Origin of the sequence: Gordonia sp. (in: high G+C Gram-positive bacteria) (assembly GCF_012515855.1) — a bacterium.
In the GTDB taxonomy this organism is placed as follows: domain Bacteria; phylum Actinomycetota; class Actinomycetes; order Mycobacteriales; family Mycobacteriaceae; genus Gordonia.
In genome coordinates, this window is sequence record NZ_JAAYXO010000164.1 from 29,710 (window position 1) to 46,593 (window position 16,884).

Below are 16,884 nucleotides of genomic sequence, written 5' to 3' on the forward strand. Positions count from 1 at the left end.
CCGGGCCTGACCTCACGGGTTGGTGAACGCGGCGAGGAACTCGGTGAGCATTTTCGCGGTCACCGGCCGCGGCAGGACATCGATCGCCGCGATCACCGCGCCGATGTCAAGGGCATCTGAGGCCTGCGACGGATCGGTGTGCGGGTCGATTCCAGCGCCCACCAGCACGGATTCGGTGACCGCGGAGTCCAATGCCAGCGCATCGGCAACCGAGACGGCACCGGATTCGAACGCTGTCGCCAACTCTCGGAGCGGAGCCGGCGCCTCCGGTCCGGGGAGACCGCGCGCCGCGTCGGCGGCCTCGCGCATTGCGGCGACGAGGTCGCCGACCACCGTGCGGGTCACCGGAGTCACCGTGAGATGCGTGCTCGGGCGCAACTCGGAACCGTCCGCCTGGGTATAGCGAGGCTGCGCCTGCAGGGTGAATCCGCGCGAGGCCACCTCGTCGGCCCACCGGTGGGGGTCGACGGCGGTCGCGGCGTCGAGATCGGCGGCGACGGAGAACACCGGCCCCTGGGGACTGCCGACGACGCGCAGTCCGTCGATCTCGCGAACCGCGTCCACCAGTACCTCGCGCGCCGCCGCGATGTCCGTGACCAGTGCGGCGAAGCCGTCGGTTCCGAGACGACGGGCGATGGCCCAGGCCGACGCCGTGCCCATCGCGGAGCGCGAGCCGAGCAGGGTCGGGTTCACAATCGGATAGCCGGGCCAGTCGGCGGTGGCGAAGAACCCGGCGCGGTGACGGTTGCGGTCGGTGTGCAGGAGGATCGACGCGCCCTTCGGCGAGTACCCGTACTTGTGGAAGTCGGCCGACAGGCTCGTCACCCCCGGAGTCGCCAGATCCCACGACGGGAGATCGGTGGGCCACCACGCGAGGGCGAAGCCGCCGAGGCACGCATCGACGTGGAACGGGAGGTCGTGCTCGAGGGCCACCGCCCCGATCTCGGCGATCGGATCGATCGCCCCGGTGGGATAGTTGGGCGCCGACGCGACCAGCAGGACCGTCGCGTCATCGATGCACGCGGCCATCGCGGAGGCCGAGACCTCAGTGGTGGTCGGGTCGACGGGCACGCGACGCAGTTCGATGCCGAACGTCTCGGCGGCTTTGCTGAACGCTGCGTGCACGGTGGACGGTGCGACCACGTTGGCCCGGTTCCGTTCGACGCCGCTCGACTTGAGGGCTGCGAGCACCGCCAGCAGGCAGCTCTCGGTACCGCCCGAGGTCACCGTGCCGACCGCGGAGGGTGCGCCGAACGCGGTGCGCGCGAACGAGATCAAGTCGCGCTCCATCGCGGCGACCGATCCGAAGACCGTCGGATCGAGCCCGTTGACCGGGCGGACCAGATCGGCGGCCTCGGCCGCGAGGGCGTCGAGCTCGGCCAGTCCGCTGTCGTACACGTACGACAGGATCCGACCGCCGTGCGTCGGCGCATCCGACTCCCGCAGTCGCCGGAGTTCGCTGATCACCGCTTCGGCGTCGCTGCTCATCGGGGTGCCTTTCGGTGGTAGCGGGTCAGGATCACCATGCTGATCGCCACCAGCACCGCGGGCAACAGGGAGAAGCCCGCGGTGATGCCGACGACGGCACTGCGCGGCTGATCGGCGACCGTGTCGGCGGACGACGAGACGAAGCCGGTGGCAGCGAGGACGAGGAGGTAGACGCCGGGGCCGACCGCCATGCCGAGCGTCTCGCCCGCCGTCCACAGTCCGGCCAGGGCTCCACCCTGATCACGACCTGTTTCGCTGGTGTGCTCGTCGATCACGTCGGGCAGCATGGCGAGCGGGAAGGTCTGCATGCCCGCGTAGCCGACACCGGTGAGGGCGACCACCGCGAACACCCACGGGCCGGGAGCGCTGATGGCGACGGCAAGGATCAGGTCCGCCAGCAAGAAGACCCCGGAGGCGACGAACAGGCCGCGGAGCTTGCCGAAGCGGCGACCGACGCGCACCCAGAGCGGCATCACCAGCAGAGCGGGGGCCACCAGCGCGACGAACAGCGGGGTGAGTGCGTCGGGATCGTCGAGAACGTAGGTCGCGAGGTATTGCGCCCCCGCGAGCATCACGGCGCTGGCCAGTGCCTGGATCACGAACACCGACAGCAGGATCCGGTAGTGGCGGTGCCGACGGGCGGCGCGGAAGGCTTCTCGGCCGTCGACCTGAGGCAGGGGAGCGACGACGGCGGCGGGCGGTCGTCGCGCAGCGGCACCGGCGATGGACGTCGAGACCGCCATCCCGCAGGCGATGACCGCCACCGACCCGGCGGCCATCACGGCGTACCCGAGCGCGCCGCCGCCGAGCGCGTTGCGGATCGCGGGCGCCCCGGCGCCGATCAGCAGAATGGCCAGGGCCAGGACCGCGATCCGAGCGGAGATCAATCGGGTGCGGGCGTGGTAGTCGCGAGTCAGGTCGGTGGGCAACGCGACGTAGGGGACCTGAAAGCACGCGTACGCGACGGCCGCCGCGGTGAAGAAGAACAGGACCCACAGCGCGGCGACCACCGGCGGCAGTCCGGTCGGCGCGCAGAAAGTGAGGATGAACAACGGGACGATCGTGACCGTCCCGGTCCACATCAGTCGCGTGCGGGTTCCGGTGGCGGCGAACGCGCGATCGTTGCGTGCCCCGATGATCGGATTGATGAGGACGTCGACGAGTTTCGGGATCACCACCACCGCCGCCGCCAGCAGGGCACTGACGGCGAGCGTGTCGGTGAGGTAGTAGGCGAGGACGAGGCCGGGCAGGACCCCGAACCCGCCGGTGCCGAGACTGCCCGCGGCAAAACCCGCGGTGACTCTGCGGGGTAGTGCCGCGGGCGCGGTCTCGGCATCGGTCACCGGCCGTAGGCCTCCACGTTGTGCCACATCCGGGCGTAGACCTCGGCACCGCGGTACAGGTCGGCGACGATGGCATCGCCGTCCTTGCCGCCTTCCACCCGAAGGCTCTCGATCCAATCCGGGATCAGGCCGTAGTGGGCGTTGCCGTCGACGTTCACGTCGAAGGTCCGCTGGCCGGTGCGCTGCTTGCTGACCTTGGTGCCGTCGGGCATCACGATCGGGTAGCGCACGGGCTTGGTCTTGGCGTCGGGCCGCGGCGCGGCCTGCATGCCGAGTCCGTTCATGTCCGGGCCGAAGCCGATGCCGAAGAACGAGCCGGCCGGCGCTGCCGCACGGGCGATGCGCCACTTGTCGATGAACGACTCGCTCATCTCGTCGCCTTCGATCTTGGCCGCGCTGTTGGCATAGAGGCCGAGGACGCCGCCGTTCGCCAGGATGCGCTTGTAGTTCTTGTCGTCGGTCCAGCTGTGCGACGAGACGACGCCCGGGTACTTGCGCGCGGTGAGGATGTCGAGCATGCGCTTGGACGACTTCGCGGACAGGTGATCGACGTCGATCACCATGCGGCGGTCGATGACGGCGTCGACCGCGTACTCGCCGAGCTTCGACAGGCCGCGGATGTTGCACTGTCCGGGTGCGCCTGCGGGCGGGATGTTGTCCTTCAGCTCGCCGCGGCACGGCTCGGTCTGCCACAGACCGCCGCCGGCGTAGACCTGACCGATCTCGACGCCGACACCGGTGAGATCGCTGTCCATGCGGGCTCCGCCGAGCGCATTGTCGAACTTATGCGTCAGGATCACCTGGCGCACGCCGATCTTGTGCAGTTCGTCGAGGCCGCGGTCGATGTCGCGGGTGCTGCACTCGGCCTTGCCGAACGACTGTCCGCAGCCGAAGGGCTCCGAGATCTCGATGCCGAGCGTGACGGCCAGCTTGCCGGACTCGACGATGCGGCGCATCTCGGCTTCGTTGGTCGCGATCTGGAAGAAGCCGCGGCCGGGGCCGCCGGCCTGCGCGTCGATGTAGTCCCGCAGCTTCAGCAGGTTGCGGTGCTGAATGCGGACGGTGTCCATCTCGTTGCACGGTTGGTTCTTCAGCGGGTAGATCTCGCAGAGCACGCGGTTCTGAACGTAGTAGTTGTTCAGCACGCGCAGGCCCGCCCGCCACGAACGTTCCAGCCAGCGGTAGTAGGTCTGCTCGTGGGTCAGTGAGTTGTACCGCGGCCAGTCGCGGAAGGTGGGCCAGCCCTGGGTGTCGTGCGGGCCGGGCTCGGACAGGATGTGCTCCGCGAGCGCGGGCATGCCGTCGGTGCCGTGGTCGGGGCAGTCCTGGAGCGCGTCGGTGATGCCGAGCGGGCTGAAGGGCTTGCCGCAGTGCAGCGCGCCGCCGAGGAACTGCTCGGCCATCAGGTGTGCGTGCGAGTCGGCGAAGCCCGCGAGGTTGCCGTTCGCGTCGGTGCCGGTGTGCGGCTCGCCGCTCACGTTCAGCTCTGCCTCGGGGAAGGCACGACAACCGCTCGCCTCGGCCAGGCGCACGGTGCGGACCTTGCCGCTCGACGACGTCAGGCGGTAGTCGTCGCCTGCACGATGAACCTTCCAGATGGCGGCCGACGACGGCTTCGCCTCGCGGACCAGCTTGCCGTCACTCGAGGTGAGGAGCTTTCCGGCGGTGTCGTAGAACAGGAAGGCGCCCAGCGCCGCTGCCTTGGCGGTCGACGGCCCGGTGCCGGGCAGTGCGCGGCCGGTGTTGTCCGTCAGTCGCAGGCACTTGCCTGCGAGGTCGTAGGCGGGCTCGCCCGGCGCGGCGTTGGCCAGCGGTCCGGACGTCGGGATCAGGGCTGCCGGCGCGGCGAGCATCGCGATCGCCGCGAACACGGCGACGGCGACGCGCCACAACGGGCGTCGAGTTGAGGCAGTGGTCACACGGCTAGTAGATCAGATGATCAACTTCGGTGGGTAGTCCCATCGACTCACCGGCGTGTGGGCCGTCCCGGAGTTTTCGTGCCCAATCGGATCCGCCGCGGTGTGAAATCAGCGACAATGACAGCCGTCACCTGCCATGACGATGCAGGCGGGACGTTCTGGGAGGGGTGGAATGTGGGCGACATCGTGTTGGCCGACGTGCGGACCGACATCGAGCACGAAATGGTGTCGGAGTGGGCGGCGAGGCAGTACCCCGGCGCTTGGGTCGGCACCCTCGACGAGGTCGACATCGCCGGTTTGGACCCTGAGACGGTGCTGATCCCGGCCCGCGTGGTGTGGCTGCCGCCGGTGCGCCGCGGCGAGCGCAGGGTGGCGCTCGCCGACGCGATCGTCCTGTCGAACCCGCGCAAGCCGCCTGCCTTTCGACAGCAGGCGATCCGCAGACAGAGTCCGGCTCGTGTTCGGGTGGTTCAGGGTGCGGCGGCCAGCGTCGCCGAGCTCGGCGCGCGGTACGGCGAGCAGCAGGCCGAGGGGGAGTCGTTCGCGGCCTTCGTCGGCATGCGTGCCGCGCTCTCGGCTGAGCGTGCCGAACTCGAGCTCATCGGTACGCGGTACAAGGTTCCGCGGCTGGTGGCCGAACAGATCAGCTCGTCCGCCCGGTTCCAAGCTGCGGCCGCAGAGCTCGCCGTGGACCTCGGTCGCACGGCGGCGTCGGTGGCGCAGGAGGCCACCGACAAGATGGGCACGTTCGTCGCGACCCAGAGCCGACTGGTGCAGGACGTGTTCACCACCACCTTTCGCGGGCTGTACGAGCGAGCCTGGTCGGTGTCGGTGGACCTCGACACCCTGAGTCGGCTGCGGGAACTGAACAAGTCGAGTTCGCTGGTGTTCCTGCCGTCGCACCGGAGCTACGTCGATTCGCTGATCCTGGCGAGTGTGCTGGAGCAGCACGACTTTCCGCCCAACCTGGTCCTCGGCGGCGAGAATCTGGCGTTCTGGCCGATGGGGCCCATCGCCCGTCGTGCAGGCACCATCTTCATCCGTCGCAAGTTCGGTTCGGATCCGGTCTACAAGCTGGCCATGCGGTCGTATCTGTCGTTCATCGTCGAGAAGCGGTTCAACCTCGAGTGGTACATCGAGGGCGGACGCAGTCGCACCGGCAAGCTGCGACCGCCGATGCTGGGCCTGCTGGCCTACGTCGCCGATGCCGTCGAGGCGCTCGACGACGCCGACGTGATGGTGGTCCCGACCTCGATCGTCTACGACCAACTGCCCGAGATCGCCGCGATGGCGAAGGAATCCGCAGGCGGTACCAAGACTCCCGAAGACCTCAAGTGGCTGTTGAAGTACGCGCGCGGCCAGCGCACCTATCGCGGCGAGGCCCGGGTGCGATTCGGCGAGCCCTTCTCGCTGCGGACCGCGCTGAACGACGCGGGCAGCGGTCGGGTGCGGCTCGAGAAGGTCGCGTTCAAGGTGATGGACGAGATCAACGCCGCCACTCCCATCTCGGCGACCTCGCTCGCGGGATTCGCGCTGCTCGGCGCTGAGGATCGGGCGTATACGGCGCGCGAGATCGAGGTGATCCTGGCACCGCTCCTGGACTACATCGACGCGCGGTCGCTGCCCGGCCCGGACCCCGCGCTGTGTCGCGGTCTGGGCCTCCTCGACACGCTTAGTGAGCTCACCGACGCCGGCGTGCTGGAGACCTTCGACGGCGGGCCCGAGCAGATCTGGTCGATCGCCCCCGACAACCACGCGGTGGCCGCCTACTACCGCAACGGTGCACTGCACCACTTCGTCGACCGTGCGATCGTCGAGCTCGGCATGCTCGCAGTCTCGGACGGCGACGTGGTGGAAGGCGGCCCGGCGCCCGATGCGCAGGCCGACCCGTCGGAGGGATTGCTGGGTCCCGCGCAGCAGGAGGCGCTGCGGATCCGCGACCTGCTGAAGTTCGAATTCTTCTTTCCCGCCAAGAAGGAGTTCCTGCACCGACTCGGTGCGGAGACCGATCTGATCGCACCCGGGTGGCGTGTCTCGCCGCCGAGCAAGGAATGGGTGCACACGGCTCTGCTCGCGGGTGCCGGACAGCTCTTCGCGCGGCGCACCCTCCAGACCTTCTTCGACTCGCAGCTCGTGGTCGCCCGCTACCTGGTCGCCCTCGGCGCCCAGGAGCGCGACAAGGAGGCGGTGCTGGCCGACTGCCTGGGGCTCGGACGGCAGCTGTCGATGCAGGGCGTCGTTCACAGCAAGGACTCGGTCTCGCGGGAACAGTACGACGCGGCGTACCGTCTGGCCGACAATCGCGGTGCGGTCGGCGGATCGTCGTTCGACGACGTGGCGCAGGCGCGTGATGCCTGGCTGGCCGAGGTCGAGACCATGCGTGCGCGACTGGTGCGACTGGCGGCGATCGAAGCCGAGCAGGCCGCGGCCGGTTGTGTTGACGACCGTGAGGCCGAGGACCGGGCTGCTGACATCGAGTCCAGTGACGTTCGTGCGGTCGCCGACCGCCAGAAGGAGTCCGATCAGTGAGTGCATTGGCCGATCGGCTGCGAGAGATCAACGCCGCCCCGTCAGGAAAGAAGGTCTGCGCCTTCTTCGATTACGACGGCACGCTTCTGGAGGGCTTCTCGGCCACCGCGATCCTGCGCGCTCGGCTGCGCAGCATGGAGTTCACCACCGGTGAACTGCTCGACGGATTGATGATCGGGCTGCGCGGATGCTCGTCGGAGCAGGACTACGCCGAGGTGCTCGAAGCCACCAAACCGGCGTTCGCGGGCAAGACCTACGCCGAACTGCTGGAGATGGGCGAGCAGCTCTTCAAACAGGACACCGCGGCCAAGCTGCGACCGCAGATGTGGCAGGTGCTGCGGGCGCACCGGGCCAAGGGACATCGCATCGTCATCGCATCGTCGGCAACCCGGTTCCAGATCGAGCCGATCGCCAAACAGATCGACGCCGATCACGCCCTCGCGACCGATGTCGAGGTGGTCGACGGCATCGTGACCGGGCGGATCCTCGGCCGTCCGCTGTGGGGACCGGGCAAGGCCGCCGCCGTTCGGCGACTGGCCAAGGAGTACGACCTCGACCTGGCGGCGTCGTTCGCCTACAGCGACGGCAACGAGGACGTGCCCTATCTGGAGTCGGTGGGGCACCCGGCGGCGGTTTCACCGCAGCGCGAACTGCGCGCGGTCGCCGAGTCTCGGGGTTGGCCCATCCTCGACATGCACAATCCGTCGTACAACCGCCTCGGCATGCTGGCGCGGACCACCGCCTTCTACGGGTCGTTCCTCGGCAGCGCGGCGGTGGGCTTCGCGAAAGGCCTGGTGAGCGACGACGGTACGGAGACGATGCAGCAGTCGGTCTCGGCGGGCATCGACACCGGCTTCGCGGTCGCCGGGGTCAACGTCGAGGTGCTGGACGGCCGCGAGAACCTCACCGCGGCCAGGCCGTGCGTGTTCGTCTTCAATCACCAGTCCAAACTCGACCTCCCGGTGATGATCCACCTGATTCGTCAGGACGCCACCGGCGTGGCCAAGAAGGAGATCCGCGACCTGCCGCTGTTCGGCAAGATCCTGCAGCTGGGCGGGGTCGCCTTCATCGACCGGGCCGATGCCGGCCGCGCGATCGAGCAATTGGCGCCGGTGGTCAAGAAGATCGAGGAGGAGCGCTTCTCACTCGTCGTGGCGCCGGAGGGCACCCGTTCGGCCACGCCGCGGATCGGGCCGTTCAAGAAGGGGCCGTTCCATATCGCCATGAACGCGGGGGTGCCCGTGGTCCCGGTGGTGCTGCGGAACGCCGGTGAGCTGATGTGGCGCGGCGCGCAGTTGATCAAACCCGGCACCGTGGAGGTCCGGGTGCTGCCACCCATCGACACGTCGTCGTGGGTGCCCGAGAAGGCGGGCGAGTACGCCGAAGAAGTGCGACAGCAATTTCTCGACGCGCTCGCGGACTGGCCGGTGACGGCCTACGCCGACGGCCGCATGACTCGGACGATGGGCGTCTTCGAATGGCGGGAGGCAGGCAAGTGACCGAACACGACGCAACGGCAGCCGGGGCGGCCGACCAGAAGACGAAGCCGGAAGACCGCCCGCTCGACTGGGGGACCGAGACGGAGATGAGCGCGGTCGACACCGTCATGTGGCGCGGTGACGCCGACCGCCGGATGCGCTCGACCATCTCGATGGTCGAGATCTACGACACCGAGCCCGACTGGGACCGACTCGTCGCCGCGCACGACTGGGGGAGTCGGATGGCCCCCCGGTTCCGCCAGCGGGTGATCGAGTCGCCGCTGCACACCGGCACGCCGAGCTGGGAGGTGGATCCCGACTTCGACCTGCACTACCACCTGCGACGCGTCCGCCTGGCGGGCGACGGCACGATGGCCGACCTCTTCACCCTGTGCGAGCAGTTGGCGATGACCCCGCTCGATTCGGCACGACCGCCGTGGGAGGGCTATCTGATCGACGGGTTGGCCGACGGCAAGACCGCTTACCTGCTGAAAGGGCACCACGCCCTCACCGACGGGCTGGGTGCCATCCGGGTGCTGGCGCAGTTGCACTCGACGACGCGAGATCCGATCCCCGGCAAGCCGCAGCCCGCGCCGCCGGTCCCCAAGGAATTGTCGGCCCTCGACGTCCTGACCCGTCAGGTGGGTGAGGAGGTCCGCCGGGTGCCGAAGCTCGCCGAGATGGCGTTCGACGGCGTCCGCGCCCTGACCGATCCAAAGAAGGCGTTGAGTCGAGTGCTGCGCTATGGCCGGTCGGTGCCGCGCGTCGCCGGAATGATCAGCCCGCCGGGATCGCCGCTGCTCGCCGGGCGCAGCCTCTCGTGGCGATTCCTGGCCTTCGAGGTGCCGTTCTCGGCGCTGCACGCCGCGGCGAAGTCCTCTGGGGCCTCGGTCAACGACGTCTACCTCGGCGGTCTCATCGGCGGGTTCCGCCGCTACCACGAGAAGATGGGGACCCCGGTCGAGACCATTCCCGTCGCGATTCCGATCTCGGTCCGTAAACCCGACGATCCCGAAGGCGGCAACCGGATCGCCGTCGGCCGCCTGGCCGGTCCCGTCGGCATCGACGATCCGTTCGAGCGCGTGCTGACCATCCGCGAACAGGTGCGTGCGGCGCGGGGCGAACCCGCCGTCGACGTCCTCAATGCCATCGGTCCGTTGCTGGCGTGGCTGCCCGGGCCCGTGCTGATGCAGTTCAGCGGAACCACGTCGCAGAACGACCTGCAGGCCAGCAACGTGCCCGGCATTCCGTGGGAGACATTTGTCGCGGGCGCCAAGGTGGAGCGGATGTTCCCCTTCGGCCCGCTCCCGGGCTGCGCGGTGATGGCGACGATGATCACCCACAGTCAGACGGCGTGCCTCGGCATCAACCTCGACGCCGCGGCCGTCACCGATCAAGATCTGTTCGCCGACTGCGTCGTCGAGGGCTTCGACGAGGTCCTCGCCCTGGCCGACGGCGACCCGACCGGTCGGATGATCAGGGTGGTCGACTGACCGGCCGTGGGGTTTGACGGACCCTGTAGTTTCTACAGGCGTGGTTGACTTCGCATATGTCATCGCCGGGTCCGAAGCGACCGGCGGAGCTGGAATCCAGACCGACCTGAAGACCTTTCAGGAACTCGGTGCGTTCGGGCTCGGCACCATCACCTGCATCGTCTCGTTCGATCCCAACAACGGCTGGAACCATCGGTTCGTCCCGGTGGATCCGCAGGTGATCGCCGACCAGATCGAGGCGGCGACGTCGGCGTACGACCTCGACGTGGTCAAGATCGGCATGCTGGGCACGCCCGCGACCATTGAAGTGGTGGCCGACGCCCTGGCAAAGCAATCGTGGCGCCACGTGGTCCTCGACCCGGTCCTGATCTGCAAGGGGCAGGAGCCGGGCGCGGCCCTCGACACCGATACCGCGCTGCGCGCCCGGGTGCTGCCGCAGGCCACGGTCGTGACGCCCAACCTGTTCGAGGCCACCGTGCTCTCCGGCATGGACGCCATCGAGACGGTCGACGACCTCATCGAGGCCGCCCGCCGGATCCACGACCTCGGTCCGCGGTATGTGCTCGCCAAGGGTGGCGTGGAGCTGCCCGGCGACGACGCCGTCGACGTCCTCTTCGACGGCACCGACGTCACTGTGCTGAGCGCCCCGAAGATCGGCGACGAGCGGGTCTCCGGCGCCGGCTGCACGCTGGCCGCCGCGGTGACCGCCGAACTCGCCAAGGGGGCGACGGTGGTCGATGCCGCGCGTCGCGCCAAGGAGTTCACCGGCGCCGCGATCGCCGCCCGGGTGAGCGGCCATCTGCCGTTCGCCGCGGTGCGTCAGGGGCAGTAGCACCCGCGGGTCAGTCGCCGCCCGGCACCACCAGCGCCCACAGAACGCCGAACCGGTCGCGGACCTGGCCGTAGTGGTCGCCCCACGGGGCCAGCGCGAAGGGCATCGCGATCTCGGCGTCGCGTGCGGTCAACTCGCCGATCAGTGCCTCCGCCTGCGCGACGGAGTCCAGGCTGATGAGGAACGAGTAGACGTCCGACGCGAGGGCCTGGGGGTCGGCGTCGTCTTCGCCGACCGCGTCGCCGCCGGCCAAGGTCACGAGTCCGCCGTCGAGCTGTGCGTGCGCGACGGCGTCGTCCGGGGGCGTGAACGGAAACCCGGTGGTGTCGGTGTCGCCGTATGTCATCAGGTCGAGCGTGCCGCCGAACACCTCCCGGTAGTACGCGAAGACCTTCGCGGCGTTGCCGGGGAGGGTCAGGTACGGACTGAACAAGGGCGCCATGGGCGGTCCTTTCGCTGTGGTTTCCGCGGCGGAGTGCGGAGTGTCGCGAGAGTATCCGATGCGGTGGTGCGTCATTCCGGAATCGCAATCCTGGGCATGCCGACTGAACGGGGGATATCCTCGGCCGGCAGTGGCGAGTAATTCAGGAGAGGGGAGAGCTGTGCGACAGACACTTGGATTCGCAGTCCTGGGGGCTGCGGTCGCGCTCCTCGCGGCCACCCTGGGGAGCGGGCTCAGTTCTATCGGCAGTCCGCGGCGACAGATACTCGACGCCTCGTTCGCCGCCATGCCGACGGCAGCGGAACAGTTGGTGTCGACGGGCGTTCTCGGTGCTGTCGTCGGCGGGCTGGTCGGCGCTGTGCTGTGGGGCCTGGGGTTCAGCATGGCGGGAGCCCCCGACAACCGAATCGCCCGCGTGGTGTTCGCCGGTCTGGTCGGCGCGGCGGTCGGTGTCGGAGTCGCGGTGTTCATCGCCTTCGGCAACGTCATCGACTCCGCACCGACACCGGCGACGGTCCTTGCGATCTATGCGGCGTGCGGGCTGGTGGCGTATGGTCTGGCCCTCGTGGCGATCGCTGTCGTGCTGCGCCTGTCGGGCGACTCCGCGGTCCGGTCCACGGTTCGGGCGGCGGCCGTCGCTCTGATTCCCGGCGCGGCCGTGGCAACGGGCGCAGGCGTCGGCGCCGCATGGATCCTCGGGTTCGCGACCACCGAGGGAACCTGGGTGGCGTCGAGCGTCGCGGTGCTCCTGGTACTGGCGGCGACCGTGGCGATCGCTCGGGCGGTGGCGATCCGCGGGCGGTGAGGCGGTCGCGCGAGGTGTCAGGCCGACACGGTCAGCTGGGCCAGTACATGCTGTCCGGCGTGGCGCGCGCGCCGAAGATGGCCTGCCCCACGCGGACGCACGTCGAGCCCTCCTCGATCGCCAGTTCGTAGTCGCCGGACATGCCCATCGACAGGCCGCCGTCGCCGATCAGGTCCGGGTTCTCCTCGCGCATCCGGTCGCGGAGACCGCGCAGCTTCTGGAAGCAGGGGCGGACGCGCTCGGCGTCGTCGGAGAAGAGGGCGAGTGTCATCAACCCGCGCACGCGGAGCGACGAGTAGTTCGGCAGCTGCTTCAGCAGTGCGGGGAGCTCCTCCGGGTCGAGGCCGTACTTGCTGTCTTCGTCGGAGGTGTTGACCTGCACGTAGACGTCCAGCGCGCGGCCTGCGGCCTGCAGTCGACGGTCCAGGGCCTCGGCGACGCGGAGGCTGTCGAGCGCCTGGAACTCGGCGGCGAAGGCCGCGACGTCCTTGGCCTTGTTCGTCTGCAGGTGGCCGATCACCGACCACGCGACATCGAGGTCCGCGAGATTGCCGTGCTTGCGTTTGGCCTCCTGCACCTTGTTCTCGCCGAGCCGACGACACCCGGCGGCCACGGCGTTGATGATGCGCTCCTCGGGCACCGTCTTGCTCACCGGTAGCAGTTCCACCTCGCTCGGGTCGCGTCCGGCCCGCTGTGCCGCGGCATCGATCCTGGCCTGCACCGCCGCGATGTTGTGCCGGAAGTCGGCGACCTCGACGGCGGTGGTGTACTCGGGCTGCTTGGCGGAATCGGAGGCGGTCATGGCTCGATTATCCTCGGCCGGCCAAATCGGGGTCCGTCGGCGTGACTGAACCCGCGGCGGGGCGTCCCGGACCTGTGTTTCGATGGACCCAGCGCAGGAATCGATGGTCGTCGACCGCCGGGAAGGGGCGTCGCATGGGACTGCTCACGTTCAGCATCAACGTCACTCTGGACGGGTGCGTCGACCATCGAGAGGGGATCGCAGACGATGAGACGCACGCCCACTTCACCCGGCTGCTGGACGCGAGCGGCGCGATGCTCTGGGGCCGGACCACCTACGAGATGATGGAGGACTACTGGCCCGCGGTCGCCCGCGGTGAGGTCGAGGCGCCACCGGCGCTCGTCGGGTGGGCACGCAAGCTCGACGCCAAGCCGAAGTACGTGGTGTCGACCACGCGTCACGACTACTCGTGGACCAACACCCATCATCTCGGCGGGGATCTGCAGGCGTCGGTTCAGGGCCTCAAAGACCAGACGCCCCAAGGGGTTCTGATCGGCAGCGGCATGCTGGCGACGGAGCTGGATCGACTGGACCTGATCGACGAGTACCAGTTCCTGATCCAGCCTCGGATCGTCGGCCACGGCCCCACCCTGTACCAGGGTGGATTGCCCGGCACCCGGCGTCTCGAACTGGTCTCGACGCGACCGCTGAGCAACGGTACGGTCGCGATGCACTATCGACGCGCCGCCTGATGTCGGCGGAATAGTTCGCTCACCTTCGACGCTGTAGGAACCGTGAAGAAAATCGGCTTCTTGTCATTCGGTCACTGGTCCGACACTCCTGGATCGCAAGTCCAGTCGGCGTCGGACGCGCTGCTGCAGTCCATCGATCTGGCCGTCGCGGCCGAGGAGTTGGGCGCCGACGGCGCGTACTTCCGCGTCCACCACTTCGCCCGCCAACTCGGGACGCCGTTCCCGATGCTGGCGGCGATCGGCGCCAAGACCAGTCGGATCGAGATCGGCACCGGCGTCATCGACATGCGCTACGAGAATCCCCTGGCGATGGCCGAGCAGGCCGGCGTCGCGGATCTGATTGCCGGTGGTCGTCTGCAGTTGGGCATCTCGCGGGGATCGCCCGAGCAGGTGATCGACGGGTACAAGTACTTCGGCTACGTGCCGAAGGAAGGTCAGAGCGATGCGGACATGGCGCGCCAGCACGCCGGAGTGTTCCTCAAGGTGATCGACGGTGAGGGTTTCGCGCAGCCGAACCCGCGGCCGATGTTCGCGAACCCGCCCGGCCTGCTGCCGATCGAGCCGCAGTCGCCGGGACTCGGGGAGCGCATCTGGTGGGGTGCGGGCAGTCGTGCCACGGCGGAGTGGACCGCGCGCCAGGGTCTCAACCTGATGAGCTCCACGCTCCTGACCGAGGACACCGGTGTGCCGTTCCACCAGCTGCAGGCCGAGCAGATCGAGCGGTTCCGTGCCGAGTGGAAGAACCAGGGATTCGAGCGTGAACCTCGAGTCTCGGTGAGCCGCAGCATTTTTCCGCTCACCACGGAAGAGGACCACGCCTACTTCGGGTTGCGGGGGCAGGCCAGCAAGGACCAGGTCGGTGTCATCGACGGTTCCACGGCGCGCTTCGGCCGCACGTACGCCGCCGAGCCGGACAAGCTCATCGAGGAGTTGCGGGAGGACGAGGCGATCGCCGCGGCCGACACCTTGCTGCTCACGGTGCCCAACCAGTTGGGCGTCGAGTACAACGCGCACGTCATCGAGTCACTGCTGACTCACGTGGCGCCGGAGCTCGGCTGGCGCTGAGCTCCGGCCCCGCCGACGCGCGTCGCTAGATCTCGACCATCCGGTGCTCGCGCGCCGGTCGGCGCGAGCCGCGGATCGCGATCATCTCGCGGGCATGGGCGTCGAGTGCGACGTCGCCGGGTAGCGTCGGTGTCCACGTCGGGGTGACGTCGGCGTCGCCGTTGGGATCGAGGGCCGCCAGCACGGTCAGGCTGTGGGCCGCGAGCTGTCGGGAGTCGCGCCCTTCGCGCGGCCAGTACGCATAGACGTGCACGGACACGTGCATGGTCTGACGACCGGTGTGGATCAGACGGGCAGCGATCTCGACCACCTGGCCGATGCGGATCGGTCGGTAGAAGCGGACACCGCCCATGTACACCGTGACCGCCTCGCCGCCGCACCAGCGTGTGCCGCACAGGTACGCGGCGTCGTCGATCCAGCCCATCACCCGGCCGCCGTGCGTGTTGCCACCCCAGTTGACGTCGGTGGGCGCGGCGAGGAAGCGGGTGTCGGCTGCGGGGGCGAGGGTCGGCGCGGAGTAGTCGGCGTCGGCCATCGCCGCGGTGATCTGGTCGCGGACCCGCGTGCGAGCGACCGCGTGTTCGGATCGGGCGATGTCGGCAGGGTCGGTCGGACGCCACTGACGGACCGGCGTGGGCTTGCCCTCGTCGACCGCGACGAACACCAGCAGGCAGCGGCTGGCCTCGGTGTACATGCCGACGCGGGGATCGGCCGAGGCGACGGTGCATTCGATGTGCATGCTGGTGCGTCCGGTGTGAATCAGGGTGGCCGTCACCTCGACCAGGTCGCCGGAGTCGATGTCCCGGCCGAAGCTGATGTTGCCGACGTACGCGGTCACGCTGTAGCCGCCCGACCACATCGCAGCGCAGGCGTAGGCCGCTTTGTCGACCCATTCCAGAATCCGCCCTCCGCGGACGCCGCCGCCGAGTGTGGCGACGTCGGTCGGGGCTGCCATGAACCGTAGGGTGATCTCGCGGTCGGTCGACTCCATGCGCTTCTCCTTGCTTGCGGGCTGATCCTTGCTTGCGGGCTGAGACCCGATTGCGGTTCGGCAATCGTGGAGCACGCAGCAAACGCACAGTGCAGCGGGGGTGAGGTGAGAGATTTCGGTGATCGGCCGGTAACGCGGCCGTCACCGGGGTGCTACGCGTCCGGCGGCACGTGTAGCAGGGCGTCAGGTGCGGGGGCTCGGGGCGAAGGCCGCGAGCCAGGTGGCGAGCACCTGCTTCTCCCGATCTGGACGATCGCGCAGTACCGCGCCGATGGCCAGCCCGCGCAACAGGCTCAGCAGACCGTCGAGGAAGACGACGACCTCCTGCTCGTCGTCGACGTCGCCGACGAACGGAGCGAGCGTCTGCCGCAGTTCGGCGAACAGTCGGTGAGCACCCGGCTGCAGGGCTTCGCGCAAGGCGGGCTCGGTCCGGGCCGCCATCCAGAGCTGGAGGCCGGCGACAAAGGTCGGACGTCGGGTGATCTCGTGGATCACCTCGACCGCATCGAGCATCGACGTCTCCGGGGCGATCGCGCCGCGGATCTCCGCTGACTGATTCTCGGCGATGAAATCCACTGCGGCGACGGCGATCTGAGTCATGGAGCCGAAGTGGTGGGTCAGCGCGCCGCGGCTGACTCCCGCCGCCGACTGCACTCGCTGCATGGTCATTCCGGCGTACCCGTGCTCCACGAGCACCTCGACGGCGCCGGTCAGAATCTGCTCGCGGGTACGGATCGCACGCTCTTGACGGGGCTCGTTGCTCACGTCACAATAGTGACAGATGCAAAACAGACCAATTGATCTGTTTTAACGATGACGACCATGATCGAGGAGCACAATGACGCTAGCTGCCACTCTCATCCGCCGGGGCGCGCTGGCGCACGGCGATCGTCCCGCCGTGTACGTCGGTGACGACTCGCTGACCTTCCGCGAGGTGAACGATCGGGCCAATCTCATTGCGAGTCGGCTGATCGCCGCCGGAATCGCGAAGGGGACACACGTCGC

General features: G+C 68.7%; 15 protein-coding genes. 8 read left to right on the forward strand and 7 right to left on the reverse strand.

Annotation, left to right across the window (positions count from 1 at the left end):
- Positions 1-12 precede the first annotated feature (12 nt).
- The 3 genes from GX543_RS12130 to GX543_RS12140 are packed head-to-tail and all read right to left on the reverse strand — an operon-like array spanning position 13 to position 4,750.
- Positions 13-1,488: an aminotransferase class V-fold PLP-dependent enzyme gene (locus GX543_RS12130; RefSeq protein ID WP_290852163.1), complete on the reverse strand. Its 1,476-nt coding sequence runs from the start codon at positions 1,486-1,488 to the stop codon at positions 13-15.
- Entirely contained in the window at positions 1,485-2,831 is a 1,347-nt protein-coding gene (locus GX543_RS12135) for an MFS transporter (protein WP_290852164.1), read from the reverse strand. Before GX543_RS12135 ends, GX543_RS12130 begins: the two co-directional genes overlap by 4 nt.
- A complete protein-coding gene (locus tag GX543_RS12140; protein WP_290852165.1) occupies positions 2,828-4,750 on the reverse strand; it encodes a sphingolipid ceramide N-deacylase in 1,923 nt (640 codons plus the stop codon). Before GX543_RS12140 ends, GX543_RS12135 begins: the two co-directional genes overlap by 4 nt.
- A 174-nt stretch (positions 4,751-4,924) precedes the next feature.
- Here GX543_RS12140 and GX543_RS12145 point away from each other — a divergent pair, with 174 nt between their 5' ends.
- The 4 genes from GX543_RS12145 (at position 4,925) to thiD (ending at position 11,082) form a co-directional block, all read left to right on the forward strand.
- Positions 4,925-7,279 (forward strand): glycerol-3-phosphate 1-O-acyltransferase, encoded by a 2,355-nt coding sequence (locus tag GX543_RS12145; RefSeq protein WP_290852184.1) that lies wholly within the window; start codon positions 4,925-4,927, stop codon positions 7,277-7,279.
- The gene (locus tag GX543_RS12150; RefSeq protein WP_290852166.1) at positions 7,276-8,778 is read left to right on the forward strand and encodes an HAD-IB family hydrolase; all 1,503 of its coding nucleotides are present in this window, start codon (positions 7,276-7,278) and stop codon (positions 8,776-8,778) included. The genes GX543_RS12145 and GX543_RS12150 overlap by 4 nt, the downstream gene beginning before the upstream one ends.
- Before the next feature lie 86 nt (positions 8,779-8,864).
- Entirely contained in the window at positions 8,865-10,250 is a 1,386-nt protein-coding gene (locus GX543_RS12155; protein ID WP_290852186.1) for a wax ester/triacylglycerol synthase domain-containing protein, read from the forward strand.
- Positions 10,251-10,290: 40 nt separating this feature from the next.
- Complete coding sequence (thiD, locus tag GX543_RS12160) at positions 10,291-11,082, forward strand: bifunctional hydroxymethylpyrimidine kinase/phosphomethylpyrimidine kinase (protein WP_290852167.1); 792 nt, start codon at positions 10,291-10,293, stop codon at positions 11,080-11,082.
- A 10-nt stretch (positions 11,083-11,092) separates the two neighbouring features.
- Here the strand turns inward: thiD and GX543_RS12165 are convergent, their stop codons facing one another.
- A complete protein-coding gene (locus GX543_RS12165; RefSeq protein ID WP_290852168.1) occupies positions 11,093-11,524 on the reverse strand; it encodes a VOC family protein in 432 nt (143 codons plus the stop codon).
- 160 nt (positions 11,525-11,684) lie between these two features.
- Here GX543_RS12165 and GX543_RS12170 point away from each other — a divergent pair, with 160 nt between their 5' ends.
- A complete protein-coding gene (locus tag GX543_RS12170) occupies positions 11,685-12,329 on the forward strand; it encodes a hypothetical protein (RefSeq protein ID WP_290852169.1) in 645 nt (214 codons plus the stop codon).
- Positions 12,330-12,360: 31 nt separating this feature from the next.
- On the opposite strand, the gene GX543_RS12175 is transcribed toward GX543_RS12170, so the two are convergent.
- Entirely contained in the window at positions 12,361-13,131 is a 771-nt protein-coding gene (locus GX543_RS12175) for a YggS family pyridoxal phosphate-dependent enzyme (RefSeq protein ID WP_290852170.1), read from the reverse strand.
- A 134-nt stretch (positions 13,132-13,265) separates the two neighbouring features.
- Here GX543_RS12175 and GX543_RS12180 point away from each other — a divergent pair, with 134 nt between their 5' ends.
- Together GX543_RS12180 and GX543_RS12185 are read left to right on the forward strand one after the other, a co-directional pair.
- The gene (locus tag GX543_RS12180; RefSeq protein WP_290852172.1) at positions 13,266-13,823 is read left to right on the forward strand and encodes a dihydrofolate reductase family protein; all 558 of its coding nucleotides are present in this window, start codon (positions 13,266-13,268) and stop codon (positions 13,821-13,823) included.
- 42 nt (positions 13,824-13,865) lie between these two features.
- Entirely contained in the window at positions 13,866-14,888 is a 1,023-nt protein-coding gene (locus GX543_RS12185; protein ID WP_290852174.1) for an LLM class flavin-dependent oxidoreductase, read from the forward strand.
- A 25-nt stretch (positions 14,889-14,913) separates the two neighbouring features.
- Here GX543_RS12185 and GX543_RS12190 read toward each other — a convergent pair whose 3' ends face one another.
- Positions 14,914-15,879 (reverse strand): hotdog domain-containing protein, encoded by a 966-nt coding sequence (locus GX543_RS12190; protein WP_290852176.1) that lies wholly within the window; start codon positions 15,877-15,879, stop codon positions 14,914-14,916.
- A 183-nt stretch (positions 15,880-16,062) separates the two neighbouring features.
- A complete protein-coding gene (locus GX543_RS12195) occupies positions 16,063-16,644 on the reverse strand; it encodes a TetR/AcrR family transcriptional regulator (protein ID WP_290852179.1) in 582 nt (193 codons plus the stop codon).
- 73 nt (positions 16,645-16,717) lie between these two features.
- Between GX543_RS12195 and GX543_RS18810 the strand changes: the two genes are divergently transcribed.
- The coding region (locus GX543_RS18810) for an AMP-binding protein (RefSeq protein ID WP_366929072.1) at positions 16,718-16,884 on the forward strand (167 nt) is incomplete at its 3' end.

What these genes read in the sequence shown, in the direction of transcription:
- GX543_RS12180 (WP_290852172.1), top strand. Translation starts at nt 13,266, where the DNA reads ATGGGACTGCTCACGTTCAGCATCAACGTCACTCTGGACGGGTGCGTC.
- GX543_RS12165 (WP_290852168.1), bottom strand. Translation starts at nt 11,524, where the DNA reads ATGGCGCCCTTGTTCAGTCCGTACCTGACCCTCCCCGGCAACGCCGCG.
- GX543_RS12130 (WP_290852163.1), bottom strand. Translation starts at nt 1,488, where the DNA reads ATGAGCAGCGACGCCGAAGCGGTGATCAGCGAACTCCGGCGACTGCGG.
- GX543_RS12175 (WP_290852170.1), bottom strand. Translation starts at nt 13,131, where the DNA reads ATGACCGCCTCCGATTCCGCCAAGCAGCCCGAGTACACCACCGCCGTC.
- GX543_RS12155 (WP_290852186.1), top strand. Translation starts at nt 8,865, where the DNA reads ATGAGCGCGGTCGACACCGTCATGTGGCGCGGTGACGCCGACCGCCGG.
- GX543_RS12190 (WP_290852176.1), bottom strand. Translation starts at nt 15,879, where the DNA reads ATGGAGTCGACCGACCGCGAGATCACCCTACGGTTCATGGCAGCCCCG.